Origin of the sequence: Aeromonas bivalvium, from assembly GCF_046078285.1 — a bacterium.
In the GTDB taxonomy this organism is placed as follows: domain Bacteria; phylum Pseudomonadota; class Gammaproteobacteria; order Enterobacterales; family Aeromonadaceae; genus Aeromonas; species Aeromonas bivalvium.
On sequence record NZ_JBGXBV010000002.1, the window covers coordinates 407,171 to 431,410 of the forward strand.

Consider the following 24,240-nt stretch of genomic DNA (forward strand, 5'->3'; position numbering starts at 1 on the left):
ATGACGGTGCTGCAACGGGCCAGCTGGCTGGCGGCCTATGGCGAGGTACTGGGCCCCGAGCTGCTGGATGCGCTGGCGCCCGGGGTCCACTTGCAGCTGTGGCGTCGGCGGCTCGCGGGGGACGATCCCAAACCCATGCTGATCTGCATCGAACAGAGGGTGATAGGCCTGCTCTACTGGCAGCATCAAGAAGGGGAGACCGGGCCCGAGGCCCATATCCGCGCCCTCTACCTGCACCCGGCCCACTGGCGTCAGGGTCACGGCAAACGGCTGTGGCAGGCGGTGGCGATGCAGATGCGGCGAGCGGGGTTCGAGCGGGTCAGTCTCTGGCTGCTGGCGGGCAATCGGGTCGGGGAGGGGTTCTACTTGAGGCGCGGCTTTCGCTTCGACGGGGAGCAGCGCACCCTGACCCAGCGGGGCCAGCCCTGCCTGCAGCGAAAAATGTGCCGCCTCTTGTGACGGGCCGCCAGTTTTACGGTGTGGGTCACTTTATTTTTTTTGCGAATTAATACAATGACCCGCTCAGGAATAGCGTCGTTTTCTCAAGCTGCAAGGGAGTGTGGGCATGTATTACGGTTTCGATATCGGCGGCACCAAGGTGGCATTCGCCATCTATGATGGCGCCTTGACCCTGTGTCACGAGGAGCGGCTCGGAACGCCGGGAGACGATTACGCGGCGCTGCAGCGGCTGATCCTCGACAGGGTGCTGGCGGCGGACAAGCGCTATGGCGTGCGTGGCATGGTCGGGATCGGCTTTCCCGGCATCCTCAATCGCAGCGACAAGAGCATAGTGGCCGCCAATCTGCCCTGCATCAATGGCCGTCATCTGGGGGCGGATCTGAGTGCCTTGCTCGACCGTGAGGTGCGGGTCGACAACGACGCCAACTGTTTCCTCTGGTCCGAGGTGCATCAAGGGGCCGCCGAGGGGGCCGAGTCGGCCCTGGCGGTCACCATCGGCACCGGGATCGGCGGCGCCGTCTACGTCAACGGGCGCCTGGTGCAGGGACGAAACTGGCTGGCGGGAGAGATAGGCCACTACCCGTTGCCCGGCACCATCCTGATGAAATACCCCGACTTGCCGCGCCCGCGCTGTGGTTGCGGCCGGCTCGCCTGCTTCGAGACCTATGCCTCGGGTACCGGTCTCGAGCGCCTCTATCAGCAGCTCAGCGGCGAGCGCGTCTCGGGCCAGCAGATAGTGGCCCGCTTCGAAGCCAGGGAGCCGAACGCCGTCACTACCCTGGATTGCTGGCTGGAGATCATGGCGGCGGGCCTGGCCACCGCCCTCTCCGTGCTGGATCCCGAGGTGGTGGTGCTCGGTGGCGGCCTGTGCGGCCTGCCCGCACTCTACGAACAATTGCCGCTGCGCCTGCCGGGTCATCTGTTGCCCGGTGTCGCCCTGCCCGAGATCCGCCAGGCCCGGTTTGGCGGCGCGGGCGGGGTGCGCGGTGCGGCCCTGCTTCATCTGTGAGACTCGACAACGGGTCTCACCTCACCCATCACGAGGAGATATCATGACCCGTCTCGAAGTCTGCATCGACAACCTGGAGTCCCTGTTCATCGCCCAGGATGCCGGGGCCGATCGTATCGAGCTCTGCTCCGCCCTCGCCCTCGGCGGGCTCACCCCTTCCTATGGCCTGATGCAGCAGGCGGCGCGCCATGGCCGTGTTCCCATCTATGCCATGATCCGTCCCCGGGCCGGGGATTTCTGCTTTGGCGAACTCGAGTTCGAGCTGATGCTGCAAGACATCGCCGCCGCCCGCGCCGCCGGCCTGCAGGGGGTGGTGGTCGGCCTGCTCGACCCGCAGGGGCGGGTGCCAGGAGACAGGCTGAGGCAGCTGGTGGCGGCGGCCGGCCCCCTGGGGGTCACCTTTCACCGCGCCATCGATCTGTGCAGCGACTGGCGGGCGGATCTGGAGGTGATAGTGGGGGCGGGGTGCGAACGCATCCTGAGCTCCGGCCATGCTCCGACCGCCCTGGCAGGGCTGGAGACGCTGCAGGCCATGGCCCAGGCCCTGGCGGGGCGTGCCAGCCTGATGCCGGGGGCCGGCGTCAATGCCGACAACGTGCGCACCATACTGGAGTTCACCGGGGTGAACGAGGTCCATATGTCCGGCATGGGCTGGCGTGGCGGCATGGTGCCCCATGGCGTCAACATGGGGACCTCGGATGACGGTCGGGTTAATATCACCGACGGCGCCAAGGTATCGGCGGTGCGGGCCCTGCTGGATCGGAACTGAGAAAGAACTGGCGTAGCGGCATGGTGCCGATCTTCGCCATGGCGTCAACATGGGGACCATCGGACGATGGCCGCGTCAATATCACCGACGGTGCCAAGGTATCGGCGGTGCGGGCCCTGCTGGATCAGTAGGGGTTGAGTTCAGACTCGATCGGGGTCAGCCTCGCTGACCCTGGTGCCGGCGGTGGCCAGCCCCTTGGCCCCGCGGCTTCCCCTGGTCGGAGTGGACCGGGTGGGTCCGGCGCAGGACGGGGAGCCCTGACGGCAGCACCCGGGTAAAAACTCTGTTATCATTCCCGCTCTTTTGACACATGGACCCGGAGCAGAATCTCAATGTCCCAATACGACTCTATCGAACAGAAGGCCAGCTATGGCATCGGCCGCAACATGGGTGATCAACTGGCACAGCAAGCCTTCGCCGGTCTGGATATCCCCGCCCTGCAACAGGGTCTGGCAGATGCCCTGAACGGTCTGGAGTTTGCGGTCAGCCGCGACGATATCAATGACGCCTTCCAGGTGATCACCAGCCGCATGCAGGCCGAGCAGGAAGTGGCCGCCAAGGCCGCCGCCGCCGAAGGCGAAGCCTTCCTGGCCGATAACGCCAAGCGCGATGGCGTGCAGGTGACCGATTCCGGCCTGCAGTATGAAGTCATGGTTAAAGGCGATGGCGCCGTGCCGGTTGCCGGCCAGTCCGTGCGTGTGCACTACCACGGTACCTTCACCGACGGTGGCGTATTCGACAGCTCGGTCGCCCGTGGCGAGCCGGCTGAATTCCCGGTCACCGGCGTCATCGCCGGTTGGGTTGAAGCGCTGCAACTGATGCCGGTTGGCTCCAAGTGGAAGCTGTTCATCCCGCAGGATCTGGCCTACGGTGCCCGTGGTGCCGGCTCCATCCCGCCGTACTCTGCCCTGGTATTCGAAGTGGAGCTGCTGGACATTCTGTGATCCAGCCTGCTTGCTGCAAACGGCGACCCTGGGGTCGCCGTTTGTTTTTGGCCTGCGGCAAAGATGGGACGGATCCCCGGTTTTCGTTATAGTCGAATGAGCCAGGGGAGGAAGCCATGCCAGCCATCATAGAGGTCGTCGATCTCGTCAAGCATTTCGCCGGGGTCAAGGCGGTGGATGGGCTCAGTTTTGCCATAGCGGCGGGCAGCTGTTTCGGCCTGCTCGGTCCCAACGGGGCCGGCAAGACCACCACCATAGAGCTGCTGGAGGGGATCCTCACCCCGGACAGCGGCCGCATCCTGTTCCATGGCGCGCCGCCCGGTGCCGATTATCGTGGCCGCATCGGCATCCAGTTCCAGCACACGGCGCTGCAGGATTTCCTGACCGTGCGCGACACCCTGCGCCTCTTCTCCCGCCTCTATCCCCGGCCCTTGCCCCTCGAGCTGCTGATCCACCTCTGCGCCCTCGAGGATTTCGTCGATCGGGACAGTCGTCGCCTCTCCGGCGGCCAGCGTCAACGGTTGCTGCTGGCTCTGGCCCTGCTGGGGGATCCCGAGCTGCTGTTTCTCGATGAACCGACGACCGGGCTGGATCCCCAGGCCCGCCACCATTTCTGGGACAGGGTCAAGGCCATCAAGGCCCAGGGCAAGACCATAGTGCTGACCACCCATTACATGGACGAGGCGCAGCAGCTGTGCGATCGCATCGCCATCGTCGACCATGGCCATCTGCTCAGCCTGGATACCCCCCAGGCCCTGCTGGACCAGCATTTCGAGGGGGTGCTGGTGCGCCTGTCCGATCACCCCGCCCTGGCCAGACTGGGGCTGCCTTGCACCCGGCAGGGGGGACAGGTGGAGCTGGTCTGCTCCGACGTGGCGAGTCTGATGCCGCGCCTGCTGGCGTTGCAGGTGCCCCTGACCGGCATGCAGATCCGCTCTCCCAACCTGGAGGATCTCTTCCTCAAGTTGACCGGCCACAGCCTGAGGAGCGGTGCATGAACCTGGGCCTGACACAGAGGAGTCCAAGATGAGCGACAGCCTGAGGCGCATCGGCGCGCTTTTCCATGCCCGCAACCTGGAGTTCGTGCGCGACAGGGCCGCTCTGGCCTGGAATCTGCTGGTGCCCCTGTTGCTGGTGCTGGGGTTCTCCCTGATCTTCTCAGGCAACCAGCGCCCTCTGTTGCAGCTCGGGGTGGTGGGGCCCCTGCCTCCTGCTTATCAGGCCCTGGAGACCATTCCCCAGCTCAGGCTGGTGGAGTACGAGAGCCTGGCTTCGGCCCAGCGCAAGGTGCGCCACCATCAGCTGGATCTGCTGCTCAATCCGGCCGGGGGCAACTACTGGGTGAATCCGGACTCGCCGGGGGGAGGGCTGGCCGAATACCTGCTCAAGGGACACAGCCTGACGCCATTGGTGCGTGATACCCTGCCCGGTCAGGCCATTCGCTATGGGGACTGGCTGCTGCCCGGGGTGATCGGCATGAACCTGATGTTCTCGGGCCTGTTCGGCGTCGGATATGTGATCGTGCGGTATCGCAAGAACGGGGTGCTCAAGCGGCTGAGGGCGACCCCGCTCAGTGCCGCCGAGTTTCTCTGCGCCCAGCTGTTGTCGCGCCTTGCCATCACCCTGGTGGTGAGTCTGCTGGTATTTCTGGTTGCCCACTGGCTGCTGGGGGCACCTCTGCTCGGCTCTGGCTGGCTATTGCTGCTCATCGCCCTGCTGGGTGGGGCGGCCATGGCGTCCCTGGGTCTGCTGGTGGCGGCCCGCCTCCAGAACGAAGAGCTGGCCAGCGGTTTGCTCAATCTCATCAGTCTGCCCATGATGTTCTTGTCCGGTGTCTGGTTCTCTCTGGAAGGGGCGCCCGCCTGGTTGCAAGGGGTAGCGGACCGTTTGCCGCTGACCCAGATCATCGCCGCGGCGCGGGCCGTGATGCTGGAAGGGGCCGGCTGGCAGGAGGTGGCGAGCCCCCTGGCCCAGATCGCCCTGTTTACCCTGGTCTGCGTCACCCTGGGTGCCGCCCTGTTCAGATGGAACGCCACATGAAACGACTGATCACGTCTTGCCTGCTGCTTGCCCTGACGCTCCCCGCCTTTGCCGCCACCCTGCGCTGCAAGAGCGACCTGCTGACCGAGGGGGACAGCACGGCCCTGCTGCTGGTGCGCTGCGGCCAGCCCATGCTCAAGGAGGAGTTGACCCGTTATGAGGAGAACGGCTTTGGCGTGCGTATGACGGTCAAGTATGCCGAACGCTGGACCTACAACTTCGGCAAGAGTCAGTTCATGCAGTTCGTCACCGTCGAGAACGGGGTGATCACCGCCATAGAAGATGGCCCGCGCGGTCAGTGACCGGCGAGCCGAAAAAAATAAGATAGAAGCAAAGGACCAATAAGACTCGCGGAAGTTATCCCAACAGCTGGCTGTCCTGACGCAGGCTGCGAACCGCCCGGTTTACCCTCATCGCCAGGCTCAAGGTCTGCCGGCAACTCAGGCTCTCCAGATTGATCTCGCCCCCGGTAAATTCAAACTGGCCCATCTCCTCGACCATGAAACTGCCGCGGTGAAAACTCTTCACGTAACGCGCTATCTGGCGGGGGGACAAACTCTTGAACACCTTCATCACGACCATACCCTCTCGTTTGGACAGGGCACACTATGGCCGCATCCCATGACAAAAATATGAATCATCTGAGTCAGTTGTAATAAAAAACCTGCCCACTTATGGGGCAGGGCAAAAATAGCGGGAAAAATATCCACACGGTATGGCTGGGAAAGTTCGGTATGTTATTTGGTCAACATAGGTCTATTTTTTATTCATAAGGTGTATATCGGGCCTGGAAGTGATGTTGTGCTGTTGCACCATTTCTGTGCCGGTTTGCACCGATTGACAGGCTTTTTTCGGGCTGGATAAGCTGCAAAAAAGTGAGAAAAGGGAGAAGGTCATCGGCAGGTTGCGGTGATGTCTATTCGAGTCGAACCACAGGGAAGAGTGATATGAAACAGATACATAAGCTTGGTGTATTGGTGGCGTTGTCGCTGGCGTCAGCCAGCGCCCTGGCCGAGGGAACCCTGGATACGGTCAAGAAGAAGGGGTTCGTGCAGTGCGGGGTGGGGGACGGTCTGCCCGGCTTCTCCAACCCGGACGCCAAAGGCACCTGGACCGGCCTGGATGTGGACGTGTGCCGCGCCGTCGCCGCCGCCGTGCTGGGCGATGCCAACAAGGTCAAATATGTCTCCCTGACCGCCAAGGAGCGCTTCACCGCCCTGCAGTCCGGTGAAGTGGACATGCTCTCGCGCAACACCACCTGGACCCTGACCCGGGATGCCTCCCTCGGTCTCACCTTCGCCGGGGTCAACTACTACGATGGCCAGGGCTTCATGGTCTCCAAGGCTCTGGGGGTCAAGAGTGCCAAGGAGCTTGATGGCGCCGCCGTCTGCATCCAGTCCGGTACCACCACAGAACTCAACCTGGCCGACTATTTCCGCGCCAATGGCGGCATGAAATACAGTGCCGTGGTGTTTGATACCTCGGATCAGACCGTCAAGGGATTCGAGGCTGGACGCTGTGACGTGCTGACCTCGGATCAATCCCAGCTCTACTCCCTCAAGATCAAGCTCTCCAAGCCGGAGAACGCCGTCGTGCTGCCGGAGGTGATCTCCAAGGAGCCCCTGGGACCCGTGGTGCGCCAGGGGGATGAACCCTGGTTCAAGGTGGTGCGCTGGAGCATGAATGCCCTGCTCAACGCCGAAGAGGCCGGGGTCACCAGTGCCAACGTGGACGAGATGCTCAAATCGCCCAACCCCGATGTGCGGCGTCTGCTGGGGCTCGAGGATCCCAAGGGCGGCGTGCTCGGCCTGGATGACAAGTGGGCCTACAATATCATCAAGCAGGTCGGCAACTACGGCGAGATATTCGAGCGCAACGTGGGGGCCGGATCTCCCCTCAAGATAGATCGCGGCATCAATGCGCTGTGGAACAAGGGTGGCCTGATGTACGCGCCTCCCATTCGCTAGCAGTGCGGGGGGCCAAGGCCCCCCGTTTTCCCTCTTGCCTTGGCTTTGTCGGAGTAAATCCCTATGGCGTCACATCCGCACGACCAGAGGAAAGTACAGGGCCGCTGGTGGTATGACGCGAAGGTAAGGGCGCTGATCTTCCAGTGTCTGGCCGTCGCGGCTGTCCTCGGTTTCCTGTTCTACATCATCAGTAATGCCCTGGCCAACCTGGAGGCCCGCGGCATCACCACAGGGTTTGGCTTTCTCGGCAACACGGCCGGTTTCGGCATCTTGCAGAGCCTGATCCCCTACGATGAGACCCACACCTTCGGCCGCACCTTCCTGGTCGGCCTGCTCAACACCCTGCTGGTCTCCGCGCTGGGGATCATATTGGCGACCCTGCTCGGCTTCGTGCTGGGTGTGGCTCGTCTGTCGAAAAACTGGCTGGTGTCGCGCATTGCCACCATCTATATCGAGACCTTTCGCAACATCCCCCTGTTGCTGCAGATCTTCTTCTGGTACTTCTCCGTGCTGCGCACCCTGCCGTCGCCGCGTGAGAGCGTGGATCTTGGCGGGCTGGCCTTCCTCAACGTGCGGGGGTTCTATCTGCCCAAGCCCCTGTTTGAGGAGGGCTTTGGCTATGTGCTCTGGGCCTTGCTGCTGGCGCTGGCGCTGAGCTGGGGGTTGAGGCGCTGGGCCCATCGCCGCCAGGAGCTGACCGGCAAGGCATTCCCGGTCTGGCTCAGCGCCCTGGCGCTGATCCTGCTACTGCCGCTGGCGACCTTCTGGCTGGCGGGCAGCCCAATAGGCTGGAGCCTGCCCACCCTGCAAGGGTTCAACTTCCGTGGCGGCCTGACGGTGCTGCCCGAGCTGGTGGCCCTGCTGCTGGCACTGACCATCTACACGGCGGCCTTCATCGCCGAGATAGTGCGATCCGGCATCCTGGCCATCAGCCATGGCCAGACGGAGGCGGCCTCGGCACTCGGGCTATCCACCTCCAGAACCCTGCAGCTGGTGGTCATCCCCCAGGCCATGCGGGTCATCATACCGCCCCTCACCAGCCAGTATCTTAACCTGACCAAGAACTCGTCCCTGGCGACCGCCATCGGTTACCCGGATCTGGTGTCCGTCTTCATGGGCACCACCCTCAACCAGACCGGGCAGGCGATCGAGGTGATCGCCATGACCATGGGGGTCTATCTCGTCATCAGTATCGGCACCTCCATCCTGATGAATTTCTACAACCGCAAGATGGCGCTGGTGGAGCGCTGAGGAGATCCCATGAGATGCAGCCAAGGTATCACCTCTGGCCTTCATCGGCAGATGAGAGGGGGGCGCCATGTACGTCAATGAGTTGCAAGAGGCACTGCCGCCCCCCTCGGGTCGGCGCGGCCTGCTCGCCTGGTTGAGGGCCAACCTGTTTCCCAACTGGTGGAACGGTCTGGTGACCCTGGCACTGATCTATCTGCTGCTGCCCGCCATCTGGCATCTGATCGACTGGGCCCTGATCTCCGCGACCTGGAGTGGCAGCAGCCGGGCCGACTGTGGCCAGGAAGGGGCCTGCTGGCTGTTTATCGAGAGCCGTTTCGGCCAGTACATCTATGGCTTCTATCCGGTGGATCAGCGCTGGCGGGTCAACATCGTATTTGCTGGCATGGCGAGCTTGCTGGCACTGCTGATCTGGCCCAGAACGCCGTACAAGGGCTGGCTGGCACTCTTTACCCTGCTGGTGTTTCCCTGCATCGCCTTCGTGCTGCTCCATGGCGGCTTGGGGCTATCCCAGGTGGAAACCAACCTCTGGGGCGGTCTGATGCTGACCCTGGTGCTGGCGGTGGTGGGCATCGCCGTGGCTCTGCCCTTCGGCATCTTGCTGGCGCTGGGGCGCCGCTCCCACATGCCCATCATCAGCAGCCTCTCCACCGTCTATATCGAGTTCTGGCGCGCGGTACCGCTCATTACCGTGCTGTTCATGGCCTCGGTCATGCTGCCGCTGTTCGTGGCGGGAGAGGTGGAGTTTGACAAGCTGCTGCGGGCCTTGATCGGCATCATCATGTTCCAGTCGGCCTACGTGGCCGAGGTGGTGCGCGGCGGCCTGCAGGCGATCCCCAAGGGGCAATACGAGGCGGGGGATGCCCTTGGGCTCTCTTACTGGAAGGTGATGGGGCTCATCATCATGCCCCAGGCCCTCAAGATCACCATTCCCTCCCTGGTGAACACCTTCATCGCCCTGTTCAAGGACACCAGCCTGGTGCTGATCATCGGTCTGTTCGATCTGCTGGCCATCTCCAAGGTGGCGTTGGCGGATCCGCAATGGCTCGGTTTCTCCACCGAGGCTTATGTGTTCATCGCCTTGATCTTCTGGATGTTCTGTTTTGGCATGTCCCGTTATTCCATCTACCTGGAGCGCAAGCTGCACACGGGCCACAAGCGTTAGGAGCTGTCGATTATGGAAAACAACTATGTGGTCGAACTCAAGGGTGTCAACAAGTGGTATGGCGAGTTCCATGTGCTGCGCAACATCAACCTCAAGGTGAGCAAGGGGGAAAAGATAGTCATCTGCGGCCCCTCTGGCTCCGGCAAGTCCACCATGATCCGTTGCATCAACCGGCTGGAGGAGCACCAGCGGGGTGACATCCTGGTCAAGGGGATGGCGCTCACCTCGGATCTCAAGAACATAGAGACGGTGCGGCGCGAGGTGGGCATGGTGTTTCAGCACTTCAACCTCTTCCCCCACCTGACGGTGCTGGAGAACTGCTGCCTGGCGCCCATCTGGGTCAAGCAGCTGCCGAGGCGGGAGGCGGAACAGATCGCCATGACCTTTCTCGAGCGGGTACGGATCCCGGAGCAGGCCCTCAAGTATCCGGGGCAGCTCTCCGGCGGCCAGCAGCAGAGGGTCGCCATCGCCCGCAGCCTGTGCATGAACCCCCAGGTGATGCTGTTTGACGAGCCGACCTCGGCGCTGGATCCCGAGATGGTGCGGGAGGTGCTGGACGTCATGGTGGAGCTGGCCAACGAGGGGATGACCATGCTCTGCGTCACCCATGAGATGGGGTTTGCCAAGCAGGTGGCCGACCGGGTCATCTTCATGGACAGGGGCCAGATCATCGAGGAGAACGAGCCCGAAGCCTTCTTCGAGCACCCCCAATCCGATCGCACCAAGCTGTTCTTGTCCCAGATCTTGCACAACTGAGACGGGCATCGTCATCACGCAGGCGCCGACAGGCGCCTTTTTCATGGCGGGCACTGGCCCATGAGGGCGAGGAAAAGGGGCGAAGGCGGATCCGGCCAGGGGCCGCGCCATGTATACTGCGGCGTCAGCAGCATGTTTCGGAGAACGGCAATGGAGTGGGTCGACGTAGTCGATGAGCAGGACAATGTCATCGAGGTCGCGGATCGGGCGCGGGTGCGCCGGGAGAATCTGCGCCATCGCGCCAGTTACATACTGGTGCTGGGGGAGGGGGATCAGATACTGGTACAGCGACGTACCCTCGGCAAGGATTTCTGTCCCGGCATGCTGGACGCCTGCGCCGGCGGCGTCATGACGGTGGGGGAGCAACCCCTGGCCAGTGCCTTGCGCGAGCTGGGGGAGGAGCTGGGGATAGACGGGGTGGCGCTCCATGACCATGGCCGCTTCCTGGCCGAAGGGGACCACTACCGGGTGTGGGGCTACCTCTACAGCTGTCGCTACCAGGGGCCGCTGCAACTGCAGGCCGAGGAGGTGAGCGCCGTGCACTGGATGAGCCTGACGGAGATAGCCAGCCGGGCCGCCGAGTTCACCCCCGACTCCCTGACAGCCCTCGCCCACTGGCAGGCGAGGGGCGGCGCCTGAGTCTAGCCTGCACGGCGCGCGCATCTGGGGTAGACTGCGAGTCATCATTCACCGTCAGGAAGACCCATCATGATAGCCATTGGCCAGCCACTGCCCGCGGGCGAATTCACCTTCATCACGGACGAGGGCAGGCAGACCCTGGATACCCGGGCCCTGTTCGCGGGCAAGAAGGTGGTGTTGTTCGCCGTGCCCGGCGCCTTCACCCCCACCTGCTCCAACGCCCACCTGCCCGGTTATGTGGTGCTGGCGGACGAGTTCACCGCCCGGGGAATCGATGCCCTCTACTGCCTCTCGGTCAACGATGCCTTCGTGATGAAGGCGTGGCGGGACGCCCAGGGGGCGCAGGCCATCACCATGCTGGCGGACGGCGATGCCAGCTGGACCCGCGCCCTGGGGCTGGAGAAGGAGACGGGGGCCTTTGGCGGCGTGCGGGCCCAGCGTTTTGCCCTGATCGCCGAGGATGGGGTGGTCAGGGCGCTGCGGGTAGAGGCGCCGGGCAAGTTCGAGGTCTCGGATGCCGCCAGTCTGCTCACCCTGGTGTGACGGTTAATCAAGGCTTAGTTACCCCTTGAAAACAGCCTTTGCTCGGTTACACTGGCGCCGGCACGGCCCTCTGGGCCGGCGCCCCCTGTTGATGCCGTGATGACCACGGCGCCCCCAAGCACAACCCCGACTGGAAAGAAGACGTATGACCCTGGCTTTTGTTGCCCTGATTGCCGGACTGGCCCTGCTGGTCTGGAGCGCGGATAAGTTTGTCGATGGTGCCGCCGCCACCGCCCGTTACGCCGGCATGCCGCCCCTGCTCATCGGCATGGTGATCATCGGCTTTGGCACCTCGGCCCCCGAGATGGTGGTCTCCGCCCTGGCCTCCCTGCAAGGCAACCCCGGGCTGGCCCTTGGCAATGCCTATGGCTCCAACATCACCAATATCGCCCTGATCCTGGGCCTGACCGCCCTCATCAGCCCCATCGCCGTCTCCTCCCAGGTGGTACGCAAGGAGATCCCCATCCTGCTCGGCATCACCCTGCTCTCCGGCGCCCTGCTGATGGACGGTCACCTGGGGCGCACCGACGCCCTGATCCTGGGACTGGTCTTTGTGGTGCTGATGGGCTGGTCCATCTGGGCCGGGATCACCGGCAAGGGGGATGCCCTGGATGCGGACGTGAACGTGGAGATAGACAGCGAGGCCATGCCGCTCAAGAAGGCCATCTTCTGGCTGCTGGTGGGTCTGGTGTTGCTGGTCGGAGCCTCCCGTTTGCTGGTGTGGGGCGCGGTGACCATAGCCCAGGGCTTTGGCATCAGCGATCTCGTCATCGGGCTGACCATAGTCGCCATCGGCACCTCCCTGCCGGAACTCGCCTCCTCCCTGATGGCCATCAAGAAGAAGGAGCATGACCTGGCCCTGGGCAACGTGCTCGGTTCCAACCTGTTCAACACCCTGGCCGTGGTCGGCATCGCCGCCGGCATCGCGCCCCTGGATGTGGACCCGGCCGTGCTCTCCCGTGACTGGAGCCTGATGATGGGGCTGACCCTGCTGCTGCTGGTGATGTGCCTGGGCCGCAAGGGCCAGGGCCGCATCAACCGGGTGGAAGGGGGCTTGCTGCTCTGCGTCTTCATCGGCTACACCGGCTGGTTGCTGGCCAGCCAGTTCTGATCCACGCCATGAGCGAAACGAAGAGGGGGAGCCAGTGGCTCCCCCTCTTGTCATGGGCCGGCCCGTCTCAGGCGGCGGCCACCAGCTTCTGGCCCTGGGCCGCGCTATCGAGGATCAGGATATTGGCCTTGGGGAAGAAGTTGAAGGTGGAGGCCGAGGCCCAGGTATAGGCCCCCATCACCTTGCCGATCACCAGCTCGCCGATCTCGAGGTCCGGCAGCATGATGCCGTCGCGGATCACGTCCACGCTGTCGCAGGTGGGGCCGGACAGCACCGCATTGTGCAGTTCGCCGCGGGCATAGGGAGTGCTCACCGGGTAGGTGACGTGATCGTAGAGCTGGCCGTTGTAGCTGCCGTAGAGGCCGTCATCCAGGTAGTACCAGATCTTGTCGCCGCGGTGGGCCTTGCCCATCACGCTGGCGACCGAGGTCATGGCTGGCGCGCTGATGAAGCGGCCCGGCTCGGCAATCTTCTGCACCGTGGCGGGCAGCTTGGCCAGGGCGGCGCGGATCGGGGCGCAGAAGCCGTCGATGTCGAACTCGCCGCCATCATAGTCGACCGGGAAACCACCGCCGATATCCAGCACCCAGGGCTTGAGCCCGAGCGCCCAGGCCTGCTCCATGATGTCGCGGCAGGCATCGATGGCCTGTACGTGGCGATCGCTGTTGGGTACCTGGGAGCCGACGTGGAAGGAGAGCCCCATCACCTTGATCCCCTTGGCCTGGGCCAGTTGCAGCAGCGGCAGAGCCTGCTCCGGGGTGCAGCCGAACTTCTTGGAGAGGTCGACCTTGGTGTGTGGATTGGGGAAGCTGACCCGCAACAGCAGCTGCACCTCGTCCTTGTAGGGCAGGAATTTCTCCAGCTCCAGGGGATTGTCGTAGACGAAGACGGTGCAACCATACTCCAGCGCATAGCGGATATCGCTGTCGCGCTTGATGGGGTGGGTGTGGATGCAGCGGCCCGGCCGCACCCCTTGTGAGCGCACCAGATCCACCTCGCCATTGGTGGCCAGATCGAAACAGGCTCCCTCTTCCTTGAGCACGGAAACGACCGCCTCGTGGGGCAGGGGCTTGAGTGCATAGTGCAGCCGCACCTCGGGCAGGGCTGCAGACAGGGCCCGATACTGGCGGCGCACGGCGGCCTTGTCGAGCAGCAACAGGGGGGATCCGAATTGTTCAACCAGCTGGCGGTAATCTTGTGCCACAAGGGTCTCTTTCATTGTCTTTTGATCATCCTTAGGGGGCGGGTCTGCCCTAGCCTTGGTTTGTTGAGACGGCAACGGCCGGCTCAGGCGAGCGGTCCGGAAGGGACCTATCCTGCAGGTTGCATAACTTCCATGATTACTGCTTGGATATGCGCGCAATTATCGGTTTATTGACTTGTCATGCAAGCATTTTGATTGGCTATGTCGGCAAGTTTTTCTGGTCGAGACGAAAGGGAAAATTGATATCCCAGGAAAAAAGAGAAGGAGAGGAGGGGGGAGGCGGGCTCTGGTGAGACGCGGTCTAACCATCTGATAATTAACAATCTATTTACCTTTGGCCGGATGTGGTGGCCAAGGGCGAAAAAAAGGGATTGTTGCGAGACAGATCACAATATTTTCGATTACTATGCCGCCTCCTAATCCAAAACTAGTTCGGATGAAGGTAGCAGGAGAGCGATGGGCAACCATCCACCGAAGAAGTGAATCTTTCAGGTACCGGGCAACCGGTGTGGACTGCTACTGGACGATACTCTGGAGAGACCCGTTCAATCGGGCGCCGAAGGAGCAAGGTCTTGTTTATCAATGATATTCAGGCCGGAAACTCTCAGGCAAAAGGACAGAGGGGATGGGATGGTTGTACCTGGGCTTGGCCCGCATCCGATCACCCTCTGGTGATCGCGACTATTTGGGAAGATCATCCTTCTCCTCCTTAATCGTTGTTTTTTAAGGAGGATGCATGTCATCAATTCAATCGGCGCTTGCCGCCATCGATAGCTTTGTCTGGGGTCCGCCCCTGCTGATCCTGCTGGTCGGGACCGGTGTCTATCTCACCTTTCGCCTCGGCCTGCTGCAACTGGTGCGGCTGCCGCTCGCCCTCAAGCTGGTCTTTGGCCGCGATCAGGGCCAGGGCAAGCAGGGGGACGTCTCCAGCTTCGCCGCGCTCTGTACCGCCCTCTCGGCCACCATAGGCACAGGCAACATAGTCGGGGTCGCTACCGCCATCAAGCTGGGGGGCCCGGGCGCTTTGTTCTGGATGTGGATGGCCGCTCTGTTTGGCATGGCCACCAAGTACGCCGAGTGCCTGCTGGCGGTCAAGTATCGCCAGACCGACGCCAACGGCCAGATGGCCGGTGGCCCCATGTACTACCTGGAGAAGGGGCTCGGCTCCAGGCCGCTGGCCAGGCTGTTTGCCCTGTTCGGCATAGGGGTGGCCTTCTTCGGCATCGGCACCTTCCCTCAGGTCAACGCCATCTCGGACGCCATGAGCCTCTCCTTCTCGGTGCCCCGGGAAGCGACTGCCGTGGTGCTGACCCTGGCAGTGGCCCTGGTGACCCTGGGAGGCATTCGATCCATCTCCAGCGTGGCCAGCAAGGTGGTGCCCTTCATGGCCATCTTCTACATCCTCGCCTGCGCCGGTGTGTTGGTGAACAACGCTGGCGCCCTGCCCGAAGCGGTGATGTTGGTCATAAACAGCGCCTTCACCGGCCATGCGGCCACCGGCGGTTTCGTCGGCGCCGGCATCATGCTGGCGATCCAGTCCGGGGTGGCGCGGGGTGTCTTCTCCAACGAGTCGGGTCTGGGCTCGGCCCCCATAGCGGCGGCGGCGGCCAAGACCAACTCCTGCGTGGAGCAGGGGCTGGTCTCCATGACGGGCACCTTCTTCGACACCCTGATCATCTGCACCATGACCGGGCTGACTCTGGTGGTGACCGGGGCCTGGAGTGGCGAGCTCAGCGGCGCCGCCATGACCAGCGCCGCCTTCGCCCAGGGGCTGGATGCCCGGATCGGCCAGTATCTGGTGAGCATTGGCCTCTTGTTCTTCGCCTTCACTACCATCCTCGGCTGGAACTACTACGGCGAGCGCTGCACCGAGTATCTGTTCGGGGTCAAGGGGATCAAGCCCTATCGCCTCGTCTATCTGGCGCTGGTGGCGAGCGGGGCCTTCCTCCATCTGGATCTGATTTGGCTGCTGGCCGACATCGTCAACGGCCTGATGGCGGTGCCCAACCTCATCGGCCTGATTGGTCTGCGTCACGTGGTGATCGCCGAGACCAGGGCCTACTTCCGTCGGGGTCGGGACAGCGATACAGAATCCGAGCCCGAGCCGCAGACGGCCTGATCCCGCGACCATCCATTCAAAATGAAAGCCACGACTCGGGTCGTGGCTTTTTTGTTGGCCCGTAGAAGGGCGTGGGCATTCAGGGGCTGGGCAAAGGAGGGGCTAGTCAGCCGCCAGGCGCTGCTGCAGTCGGTGACTGATCTCTGTCACCAGTTCGCCATCGCTCCCCTGCCACTGTAGGGCTTGCGCCAGGGTGGTGGAGGTGCCGGGTGCAAAGCGCAGCTCCCCGCCAGCCAGTTCATAGAAGCGGCTCGCCATCCGGGTACCCTCGTCCACGTCCCCCTCGACCAGCACCATGGCCTGAGCCAGCACGGCGCCGGCGTGATCCTGGCCCGGCGCCAGCCAGCGCTGGGCGGTGCCGGTCACCTTGCGACCCCCGATCACCAGATTGTACTGGCCGTCGCAAAAGGAGCCGGGCACGAAGTCATAGCTCCCCGCAAGGCCGTATTGCGCCAGCAAACCTAGCAGCGGGGCCCCCAGCAGCCGGTAGTAGTGGCCAAGATCCGTGCTGGTGCGCGGCAGCATGAGCGACAGATTGAGGATGCCGGCACCGTGGGGCACGGCGGTGCCGCCGCTGTCGCGCACAAACACAGGCCAGCCTTCCCTTGCAAGCCGCTCGCAGGCCGCCTGATAGCGGGGCAGCCGGGTGTCCTTGCGGGTGACGATGAGGCATTGGGGCCCCTGCCAGAGATGGGCACGGGCCACTGTGTCGCGGGCACACACCTGCAGCCAGCGCTGCTCCTCGGCCAGGATCTGGTCGGGTGTCTGGTGGGCGGGCGGTGGGGGCAGCAGGGTATAAGGCATGAAGGCATCCTGACGCTTGGGCTGGCAAGCACAGTACCCGCGACGGGAGGAGAGGTAAAGCCCCGCACTGCGGGGCTTTACCGATTCATTGACGAGGGATCAGGCCTGGGCGCCAGCGCGCTTTGGCAACAGAAGGTTCAGCAGGATGGCGGTGAGACCGCCGGTGGCGACGCCGTAGGAGAGCACGCTCCTGGCGAGCTCCGGCAGGTGCTGCAACACCTCGGGCACCTGCGCCACCCCCAGCCCCATGGCGAGCGACACGGCGAGGATCATCAGGGCGCGGCGGTCCAGCTCCTCGCGGGAGATGATGCGCACCCCGGCGGCGGCTATGGTGCCGAACATGACGATGGTGGCGCCGCCGAGCACGGGTTCGGGGATCTGCTGCACCAGGCTCGCCACCGCCGGGAACAGGCCGAGCAGGGCCAGCATGGCGGCGATGAAGAGGCCGACGTGGCGGCTGGCGACCCCGGTCAGCTGGATGACGCCGTTGTTCTGGCTGAAGGTGGACATGGGGAAGGTGGAGAAGAGAGCCGCCAGCATGGAGTTGCAGCCATCCGCCAGCACGCCGCCCTTGATGCGGCTCATGTAGAGGGGGCCGCTGACCGGCTCCCCCGAGACATCCGAGGTGGCCGTCATGTCGCCGATGGCTTCGAGCGCCGTCACCACGAAGATGATGGCGAGCGGCACGAACAGTTGCCAGTCAAAACCGAGGCCATAGCGCAGCGGCGCCGGGATCATCAGCAGGGGCCCGCTCAGGACAGGGGCCTGTACCTTGTCCATCAGCAGGGCGACGCCGTAACCGACCAGCATGGCGATCATGATGGCGGAGAGGCGCAGCCAGGGGTTGTGGCTGCGTTGCAGCAGCACGATGAGGCCCAGCACCAGCAAAGAGAGGAAGAGGTTGGAGTGGCTGGCGAAGCTGCCGTCGGCCAGGGCGCCATAGCCACCCCCCATGCTGATGAGGCCCACCTTGATCAGGGTCAGGCCGATGAGCAGCACCACTATGCCGGTCACCAGGGGGGTGATGATCCGGCTCACCAGATGCAGGCAGCGGCTGAGTACCACCATGGTGAGGGCGGCCACCAGCATGGTGCCAAACAGGGTGCCGAGCAGATCCTCGGTGGGCATGGCGGCCTGCTTGAGGGCGAGGCCGGAGGCGATGATGGGGCCGAGGAAGTTGAAGCTGGTGCCTTGCACCGACAGCAGTCCCGAGCCGACGGGGCCGAGGCGGCGGGTCTGGATGAAGGAGGCGATGCCGGACATGACCAGGGACATGGAGACGATGTAGCGGGTGTCGTCTGCGGGCAGGCCGAGGGCATTGGCGATGATGAGGGGCGGGGTGATGATGGCGACAAACATGGCGAGCATGTGTTGCAGGGCGGCGAACAGGGTCTGGGGCAGGGGAGGCACCTCGTTGATGCCGTAGACCAGATCCGGATGGGGGCGTCGTTCGGACTGGTCGGTCGCGCGCTGGGGAACAGCCTGTTCCATAAATACCTCTGTGTGCTGGGAGTGGGGAGAAATTTTGGCGGCTATTGTAGTGACTGAAGGGGGGAGATCCAGCGGCAAATGGCGCTCAACGGGTTTATTTGTCGCGAGGTTGAAACGTTTTCGTGCCAGTAATATGATCCGCCGGTTTGCGTCCGGCCCGATCGGTAAAAATCGCGGGGTGACCCGGGTTTTTTGCCGCGCATCGGCGTAAAATGAGCCCCTCTTTGCGATCTGGAGACGCTGGATGCTGAAGTTGTCGGAGTTCTGGAGTGCCCGCGCCCACTCGGAAGACTTTACCCTGACCCGGATGGGGTTCATGACGGTCAGGTTGCGACTGCTCACCTGCCTGCTGATGGTCGGCATTCCCGCCTGGGGCCTGGTGGACTGGCTGACCCTGGGCGAGGCGCAGTTCGGTCTGCTGCTCAAGGCACGGGCCTTCTGCCTGCTGGCCCTCTCCCCCCTGATCCCGCTCTCCTACCTGATCCACTTTCGCCGGGAGCGGATGAAGCTGGCGCTCGGCTACCTGATGACGGTGATGATGCTGTTCTCCCTGTTCTGTCTGGCCAGCTTTGGACCGGATCAGCCGCTGCAGGCCGGTTACAGCGCCTTTCCCTATCTGCTCATCAGCCTGTTTGCCATCTTCCCCGTGCCCCTCTCCCTCAGCCTGCAACTGGCGGCCTGCATCCTGCTGGCCATGCTGGGAGGCAACTGGTTGCTGCTGGGCCAGCCCCTGCTCGGTGGCGCCACCCTGGATCAGGTCTGGCTGCTCTGCCTGTTTGCCCTGGCCAGTGCCTGGGTGCAGTGCGGCCAGCTCAATATGCTGCTGCAACTCTATCGGGAATCCACCACCGACGAGCTGACCGGCATGATGAACCGGCGCCTGCTGATGAAACGGCTGGAGCAGGCCCGCGCCCGCTTCCTCTACCAGCAGCAGGATTTCGCCCTGCTGCTGCTGGATCTCGATCGCTTCAAGCGGATCAATGACACCTTCGGCCACCTGGCGGGGGATGCGGTGCTCAAGGAGGTGGCCGCCAGCCTGGCGGAGCAGCTGGAGCCGGGCATGGTGCTGGGGCGTTACGGCGGCGAGGAGTTTGCCGTCCTGCTGCCTCGCTGCGAGGGGGCCGGACAGGCGAGGGAGTTTGCCGAGCGGCTGCGGCTCGCGGTGGAGGCGCGTCTCATCAAGAGTCCGACCAGCGAGGAGCTGCTGGAGGTGACCGTCAGCATAGGGGTGGCCATGATGCAGCCATCCGAGTCGGTGGAGAGCCTGCTCAACCGGGCCGACGAGCGGCTCTATCAGGCCAAGGTGGCGGGCCGCAACTGCGTGGTGGGGCCGGAGGCCGCGGCGGCGCGGGTCGCCTGAGGCGGGCGGGATGGAGAGGGGATGTCATGGCATCCCCTCTTGCCGTCAGGCCAGTCGGTACTTGTCCGAGAGCCGGTGGGCCAGGTACTTGAACATGTTGAACACCGCCATGGTCTTGGGGGTGGGGGTGCCATCCTGGTCGAGGAAATACTCCCCCTTGAACACCAGCACGTCCCCGCGCTGCTCCACGGCGTCGGCGCGCATGCCGTGGATGAAATCCTCGTGGCTGCGGATAAGCTCGTTGGCCAGGGTGAGCAGGGCCTCCTGACTCAGGGTCTCTCTTTGTATCTGCATCGTCTCTCTCCTAACCTGGGCCGCCCTGGGGCCGCCCGTCACAGTATCGGCCATCAGCATACACCGGGGAGCCCGGCCACTCTTTGATTTGCTGCAACTTGTGCCCGTGGCGCAACCTAGTTGATGACCAGGTTGCGCAGCCAGCGGCGGCGACGCACCCGGCGCTGGACCAGCCACATCTTGCTCACCTCCTCGAGCAGCACCACGGCGGCGACCCAGGTCAGCGGCCAGCCGAGCCAGCTCACCGCGACCCAGGCCAGCGGCAGTCCTATGCACCACATGGCGATGATGTCGATGAGGATGCTGTAGTTGACGTCGCCCCCGGAGCGCAGCACCCCGACGATCCCCACCATGTTGAACACCTTGATCAGCATGCCCAGACAGAGGATGCCGAGCACCTGGCCGGCCTCGGGCAGCAGGTCGGCGGGCAGGTTGCCAATCCAGAGCAGCAGGGGCGCCTGCATGAACCAGACGAAGAGGCCGACCAGGAGGGCGCCAAGCGGTGCCAGCATCAGCAGCAGCTGGGACTCCTGCCAGGCGGCCTCGTACTCCTCGGCACCGAGGCGGTGACCGAGCAGGGTGGCACAGGCCACCGCCAGTCCGAAGAAGAGGGAGATGAGGATCCCCTCCAGGGCCCCGAGGGTGGTCATGATGGCCAGGGAATCGACCCCCAGGTGGGCATAGAGGAAGCCGTAGAGCAGCATGCCGAAGGCCCAGAGCCCGTCGTGGAGCAGCAGGGGCAGGGCGATCAGCACGAAGCGACGCACCTCCCTGGGGGAGAGGGCCAGCAGCCAGTCGGGGCGACGGGGCAGCAGGCGTCCCTCCTTGTGCATCACATAGCCGATGAGCAGGGCGGTTTGCAGCAGGCGCGACAGCGTGGTGCCCCAGGCCGAGCCCGCCACCCCCATGGCCTCGAAGCCGAAGTGGCCGAAGATGAGGGCATAGTTGAGGATGACGTTGGCGATGATGGCAATGATCCCGATCCGGGTCGGGGCCGCCGCGTTGCCCACCGAGCGCAGTGCCGCCTCCAGGGGCACCACCAGAGCGGTGCAGAGGATGGTGGCCCCGGTGATCATCAGGTAGTGATCCGCCAGGGGGCGCAGCACGGGATCCTGGCTGGCGAAGCCGAGCACGCTGCCGGGGGAGAAGGTATAGAGCAGGGCGAAGGGCAGGCTGACCAGCAGGGATCCCAGCAGGGCCAGGGTGAGGGCCCGGCGTACTCCGCCCATGTCACCGCGACCATAGTATTGCGCCGCCAGCACGGAGACGCCGCCGGAGAGGCCGGCTATCACCAGCAGGTTGAAGAAGAAGACCCGGTTTCCCAAGCCGACGGCGGCGACCTCGGTCGCCCCCAGCTGGCTCACCATCATGATGTCGATGAGGCCAAGCAGGGAGAACATCATGGATTGCAGGGAGACGGGCAGGGCCAGTCGCCACAGCCTGCCCATGAACGCCTTGTCGGTGGTTTGTTTGAAAATCGCTTGCCAATAGTTCATCGCTGTTAACCGGGTGCTGGAAAGCCAAAGTAGATAGCCGGTATCATAGGCGCTGTTGCTGAAATGACCGCTGTGAGCGGCTATCGTCTTCTTTGTGCAAAACTATCCATTGTCGATTCATTTTCGACACCGCATCGATTGGGAGACGCAAGATGTTTGCCCGTGAGTGTCTGGAGATTGCCCCGGCCTGCGAGGAGCGGATGCTGGGACGGGAGGGCTTGCCCCTGCTGGGGGAGGCCGGCATCTTCCTGACCGGTCTGTCGGAGCTGCGGGAGCACTACCTGATCCAGCGCAACTGCCCCGCCTTTCACATCCTGCTGATCAGTCACAGCGAGGGGGGCGTCCTGCTGACCGAGCAGGGGGAGAGCCCCATCCCGGCCGGGGCCCTGGTGTTTCTGCCCGCCGCCCTGCCCGGCGGCTTTCGGCTAGATGGCGACAGTTGGCGCATCAGCTGGATCCTGCTCGACGATGTGCCGCGCTGGCACCATCTGCACCGGCTGGGCCATGGCTGCCGGGTCAGTGACGAGGGGGAGTCGCTGCACCATCTGCTGCAACTGATGCACAGGGAGGGGAGTCGCTCCACCCTGCAACCCCAGCTGCTCTCCCTGTTGCTGGCCCTGCTGGATCGGGTGCTGCGGCGGGAGACGCGGGGCTCCTCTCTCGATCGGCTGCAACACCTGCAACGTCTGGTGGAGGGACGGCTGGATGAACCCTGGACGGTGGCCCGGCTCGCCAGCCTGCTGGCCTGCTCGCCTCCCCACCTGCACCGCCTCTGTCAGCAGGGCTTCGGAATGGGGCCCATGGCCTGGCTGACCGGGCTGCGCATGGCGAAGGCGCGCCAGCTATTGCTCTATACCGACTGGCCCCTCAATGAGCTGGCCAGCCGGGTCGGTTACAGCGATGGCGCCAACTTTGCGAACCGTTTTCGCCGTCTGACTGGTCAGACCCCGGGGGCCTTTCGCCGACTGGGTCGCAAACCTGTGGCAATGGAGGTGTAAACCCTTTGAAATTGTTGGCCCAAGCCCCTAGGATCGGCGGACTCCTTTGTCCAGGTCATCGTCAAGGTACCCGATCCATGTTTGAAGATAATAATCAGAAACGTCCTCTCTATATCCCCTACGCCGGTCCCGCCCTGCTGGAGACCCCGCTGCTCAACAAGGGCAGTGCCTTCACCAGCGAGGAGCGCAGCAACTTCAACCTGGAAGGTCTGCTGCCCCAGAACATAGAGACCATAGAAGAGCAGGTGGAACGTGCCTATCGCCAGTTCATGGCGTTTGGCAACGATATGGACAAGCATATCTATCTGCGCAACATTCAAGACACCAATGAGACCTTGTTCTATCGGCTCATCCGGGATCACCTGACCGAGATCATGCCCATCATCTATACCCCGACCGTGGGCAAGGCATGTGAAGAGTTCTCCAACATCTACCGCCGGGCCCGTGGCCTCTTCATCTCCTATTCCGACAAGGACAGGATCGATGACATGCTGCAAAACGCCACCAAGCAGAATGTCAAGGTGATAGTGGTGACCGATGGCGAGCGGATCCTGGGCCTGGGGGATCAGGGCATAGGCGGCATGGGCATCCCCATCGGCAAGCTCTCCCTCTACACCGCCTGTGGCGGCATCTCGCCGGCCTATACCCTGCCGGTGGTGCTGGATGTCGGCACCAACAACCAGCAGCTGCTGAACGATCCCTTCTACATGGGCTGGCGTCATCCGCGCATCTCGGGGGAGGAGTATTACGAGTTCGTCGACGCCTTCATCCAGGCGGTCAAACGCCGCTGGCCCGATATTCTGTTGCAGTTCGAAGACTTCGCCCAGAGCAATGCCATGCCGCTGCTCAATCGCTACAAGGACGAACTGTGCTGCTTCAACGATGACATCCAGGGCACGGCCGCGGTGACGCTCGGCAGCCTCATCGCCGCCTGCAAGGCCTCGGGGGCCAAGCTTTCCGAGAAACGGGTCGCCTTCCTCGGCGCCGGCAGCGCCGGCTGCGGCATCGCCGAACAGATAGTGGCCCAGATGAAGGCCGAAGGGCTGACGGATGCCCAGGCGCGCGGCCGGGTCTTCATGGTGGACCGCTTCGGCCTCATCACCGACAAGATCCCCAACCAGCTCGATTTCCAGCGCCGTCTCTCCCAGCCGGTGGAGCGGATCGCCGACTGGCCGGTGGGGGACAACATCTCCCTGCTGGAGGTGATGGAGCACGGCCGCCCCGACATCCTGATCGGGGTTTCAGGCCAGCCGGGTCTGTTCACCGAAGAGGTGGTCAAGACCATGCACAAGCACTGTGCCCGCCCCATCATCTTCCCCCTCTCCAACCCCACCTCCCGAGTGGAGGCGACGCCGGCGGATCTCATCCGCTGGACCGACGGTCAGGTGCTGGTGGCCACCGGCAGCCCGTTCGCACCGGTGGAGTACAAGGGCAAGCGTTACGTCATTGCCCAGTGCAACAACTCCTTCATCTTCCCGGGGATAGGTCTTGGGGTCATCGCCTCCGGCGCCAAGCGGGTGACCGATGCCATGCTGATGTCCGCCAGCCGCGCCCTGGCGGAGTGCTCGCCCCTGGTCAAGGGAGAGGAGGGATCCTTGTTGCCGGATCTGGCGGATATCCACGAGGTGTCCCGCTACATCGCCAAGATGGTGGCCAAGACCGCCATGCTGCAGGGCAAGGCGGTGCAGACCCCGGACGAGGTGATCGACAAGGCCATAGAGGCGAACTTCTGGCGCCCCGAGTACCGGCGCTATCGTCGCACCTCCTTCTGACGGGGAGGGCAAGCAAGAAGGGATGCCTCGGCATCCCTTCTTTCATTTGCAC

At 63.6% G+C, this 24,240-nt stretch carries 25 protein-coding genes and 1 riboswitch; of the genes, 19 read left to right on the forward strand and 6 right to left on the reverse strand.

What is annotated here, in order from left to right; translation table 11 throughout:
* The 8 genes from ACEUCR_RS09050 (at position 1) to ACEUCR_RS09085 (ending at position 5,523) form a co-directional block, all read left to right on the forward strand.
* Positions 1 to 459: a GNAT family N-acetyltransferase gene (locus tag ACEUCR_RS09050; RefSeq protein ID WP_041993853.1), complete on the forward strand. Its 459-nt coding sequence runs from the start codon at positions 1 to 3 to the stop codon at positions 457 to 459.
* 106 nt (positions 460 to 565) lie between these two features.
* The gene (locus ACEUCR_RS09055; RefSeq protein WP_408789544.1) at positions 566 to 1,468 is read left to right on the forward strand and encodes an ROK family protein; all 903 of its coding nucleotides are present in this window, start codon (positions 566 to 568) and stop codon (positions 1,466 to 1,468) included.
* A 43-nt stretch (positions 1,469 to 1,511) separates the two neighbouring features.
* Complete coding sequence (locus tag ACEUCR_RS09060) at positions 1,512 to 2,237, forward strand: copper homeostasis protein CutC (protein ID WP_392444193.1); 726 nt, start codon at positions 1,512 to 1,514, stop codon at positions 2,235 to 2,237.
* A 38-nt stretch (positions 2,238 to 2,275) separates the two neighbouring features.
* Entirely contained in the window at positions 2,276 to 2,368 is a 93-nt protein-coding gene (locus ACEUCR_RS09065) for a copper homeostasis protein CutC (RefSeq protein WP_408789547.1), read from the forward strand.
* A gap of 201 nt (positions 2,369 to 2,569) precedes the next feature.
* Positions 2,570 to 3,181, forward strand: a complete 612-nt coding sequence (locus ACEUCR_RS09070; RefSeq protein ID WP_041993599.1) for an FKBP-type peptidyl-prolyl cis-trans isomerase — start codon at positions 2,570 to 2,572, stop codon at positions 3,179 to 3,181.
* A 116-nt stretch (positions 3,182 to 3,297) separates the two neighbouring features.
* Positions 3,298 to 4,179, forward strand: coding sequence for an ABC transporter ATP-binding protein (locus tag ACEUCR_RS09075; protein ID WP_408789550.1), 882 nt, complete (start codon positions 3,298 to 3,300; stop codon positions 4,177 to 4,179).
* A gap of 28 nt (positions 4,180 to 4,207) precedes the next feature.
* The gene (locus tag ACEUCR_RS09080; protein ID WP_041993604.1) at positions 4,208 to 5,221 is read left to right on the forward strand and encodes an ABC transporter permease; all 1,014 of its coding nucleotides are present in this window, start codon (positions 4,208 to 4,210) and stop codon (positions 5,219 to 5,221) included.
* Positions 5,206 to 5,523 carry a DUF2845 domain-containing protein gene (locus ACEUCR_RS09085; protein WP_041993606.1) on the forward strand — a complete coding sequence of 106 codons (318 nt, stop codon included), beginning with the start codon at positions 5,206 to 5,208 and terminating at the stop codon, positions 5,521 to 5,523. The genes ACEUCR_RS09080 and ACEUCR_RS09085 overlap by 16 nt, the downstream gene beginning before the upstream one ends.
* Positions 5,524 to 5,578: 55 nt before the next feature.
* Here the strand turns inward: ACEUCR_RS09085 and ACEUCR_RS09090 are convergent, their stop codons facing one another.
* Positions 5,579 to 5,794 (reverse strand): DUF1107 family protein, encoded by a 216-nt coding sequence (locus tag ACEUCR_RS09090; protein WP_111873885.1) that lies wholly within the window; start codon positions 5,792 to 5,794, stop codon positions 5,579 to 5,581.
* 374 nt (positions 5,795 to 6,168) lie between these two features.
* Between ACEUCR_RS09090 and ACEUCR_RS09095 the strand changes: the two genes are divergently transcribed.
* The 7 genes from ACEUCR_RS09095 to ACEUCR_RS09125 all read left to right on the forward strand — a co-directional run bounded on the left by ACEUCR_RS09095 (position 6,169) and on the right by ACEUCR_RS09125 (position 12,650).
* Entirely contained in the window at positions 6,169 to 7,188 is a 1,020-nt protein-coding gene (locus tag ACEUCR_RS09095) for an amino acid ABC transporter substrate-binding protein (protein ID WP_111873829.1), read from the forward strand.
* A 63-nt stretch (positions 7,189 to 7,251) separates the two neighbouring features.
* Positions 7,252 to 8,439 (forward strand): amino acid ABC transporter permease, encoded by a 1,188-nt coding sequence (locus tag ACEUCR_RS09100; protein ID WP_408747602.1) that lies wholly within the window; start codon positions 7,252 to 7,254, stop codon positions 8,437 to 8,439.
* Positions 8,440 to 8,506: 67 nt separating this feature from the next.
* A complete protein-coding gene (locus tag ACEUCR_RS09105) occupies positions 8,507 to 9,601 on the forward strand; it encodes an amino acid ABC transporter permease (RefSeq protein ID WP_408789553.1) in 1,095 nt (364 codons plus the stop codon).
* Positions 9,602 to 9,613: 12 nt separating this feature from the next.
* The gene (locus ACEUCR_RS09110) at positions 9,614 to 10,357 is read left to right on the forward strand and encodes an amino acid ABC transporter ATP-binding protein (RefSeq protein ID WP_041993615.1); all 744 of its coding nucleotides are present in this window, start codon (positions 9,614 to 9,616) and stop codon (positions 10,355 to 10,357) included.
* A 150-nt stretch (positions 10,358 to 10,507) separates the two neighbouring features.
* Complete coding sequence (gene yfcD / locus ACEUCR_RS09115) at positions 10,508 to 10,996, forward strand: NUDIX hydrolase YfcD (protein ID WP_408759748.1); 489 nt, start codon at positions 10,508 to 10,510, stop codon at positions 10,994 to 10,996.
* 69 nt (positions 10,997 to 11,065) lie between these two features.
* Positions 11,066 to 11,539, forward strand: a complete 474-nt coding sequence (locus ACEUCR_RS09120; RefSeq protein ID WP_408789556.1) for a peroxiredoxin — start codon at positions 11,066 to 11,068, stop codon at positions 11,537 to 11,539.
* 145 nt (positions 11,540 to 11,684) lie between these two features.
* The gene (locus ACEUCR_RS09125) at positions 11,685 to 12,650 is read left to right on the forward strand and encodes a calcium/sodium antiporter (RefSeq protein ID WP_041993622.1); all 966 of its coding nucleotides are present in this window, start codon (positions 11,685 to 11,687) and stop codon (positions 12,648 to 12,650) included.
* A gap of 67 nt (positions 12,651 to 12,717) precedes the next feature.
* Here ACEUCR_RS09125 and ACEUCR_RS09130 read toward each other — a convergent pair whose 3' ends face one another.
* On the reverse strand, positions 12,718 to 13,869 hold the full coding sequence (locus ACEUCR_RS09130; RefSeq protein WP_041993626.1) for a type III PLP-dependent enzyme: 1,152 nt from the start codon (positions 13,867 to 13,869) through the stop codon (positions 12,718 to 12,720).
* 506 nt (positions 13,870 to 14,375) lie between these two features.
* A riboswitch (glycine riboswitch) is annotated at positions 14,376 to 14,484 on the forward strand.
* Between the two features lie 106 nt (positions 14,485 to 14,590).
* Here ACEUCR_RS09130 and ACEUCR_RS09135 point away from each other — a divergent pair.
* Positions 14,591 to 15,973 (forward strand): alanine/glycine:cation symporter family protein, encoded by a 1,383-nt coding sequence (locus tag ACEUCR_RS09135; protein WP_408747595.1) that lies wholly within the window; start codon positions 14,591 to 14,593, stop codon positions 15,971 to 15,973.
* Positions 15,974 to 16,075: 102 nt separating this feature from the next.
* On the opposite strand, the gene ACEUCR_RS09140 is transcribed toward ACEUCR_RS09135, so the two are convergent.
* Positions 16,076 to 16,777: a lipoyl protein ligase domain-containing protein gene (locus ACEUCR_RS09140; protein ID WP_408747593.1), complete on the reverse strand. Its 702-nt coding sequence runs from the start codon at positions 16,775 to 16,777 to the stop codon at positions 16,076 to 16,078.
* A 99-nt stretch (positions 16,778 to 16,876) separates the two neighbouring features.
* On the reverse strand, positions 16,877 to 18,268 hold the full coding sequence (locus ACEUCR_RS09145) for a nucleobase:cation symporter-2 family protein (RefSeq protein WP_408789558.1): 1,392 nt from the start codon (positions 18,266 to 18,268) through the stop codon (positions 16,877 to 16,879).
* Positions 18,269 to 18,512: 244 nt separating this feature from the next.
* Here ACEUCR_RS09145 and ACEUCR_RS09150 point away from each other — a divergent pair, with 244 nt between their 5' ends.
* A complete protein-coding gene (locus tag ACEUCR_RS09150; protein WP_111873836.1) occupies positions 18,513 to 19,628 on the forward strand; it encodes a GGDEF domain-containing protein in 1,116 nt (371 codons plus the stop codon).
* 45 nt (positions 19,629 to 19,673) lie between these two features.
* Here ACEUCR_RS09150 and ACEUCR_RS09155 read toward each other — a convergent pair whose 3' ends face one another.
* A complete protein-coding gene (locus ACEUCR_RS09155; RefSeq protein ID WP_408747589.1) occupies positions 19,674 to 19,922 on the reverse strand; it encodes a YciN family protein in 249 nt (82 codons plus the stop codon).
* Between the two features lie 116 nt (positions 19,923 to 20,038).
* On the reverse strand, positions 20,039 to 21,418 hold the full coding sequence (locus tag ACEUCR_RS09160; RefSeq protein ID WP_392444214.1) for an MATE family efflux transporter: 1,380 nt from the start codon (positions 21,416 to 21,418) through the stop codon (positions 20,039 to 20,041).
* 152 nt (positions 21,419 to 21,570) lie between these two features.
* On the opposite strand from ACEUCR_RS09160, the gene ACEUCR_RS09165 reads away from it, so the two are divergent.
* Positions 21,571 to 22,416 (forward strand): AraC family transcriptional regulator, encoded by an 846-nt coding sequence (locus ACEUCR_RS09165; protein WP_408789561.1) that lies wholly within the window; start codon positions 21,571 to 21,573, stop codon positions 22,414 to 22,416.
* A gap of 77 nt (positions 22,417 to 22,493) precedes the next feature.
* On the forward strand, positions 22,494 to 24,188 hold the full coding sequence (locus ACEUCR_RS09170) for an NAD-dependent malic enzyme (RefSeq protein WP_041993644.1): 1,695 nt from the start codon (positions 22,494 to 22,496) through the stop codon (positions 24,186 to 24,188).
* The last annotated feature ends 52 nt before the right edge of the window (positions 24,189 to 24,240 follow it).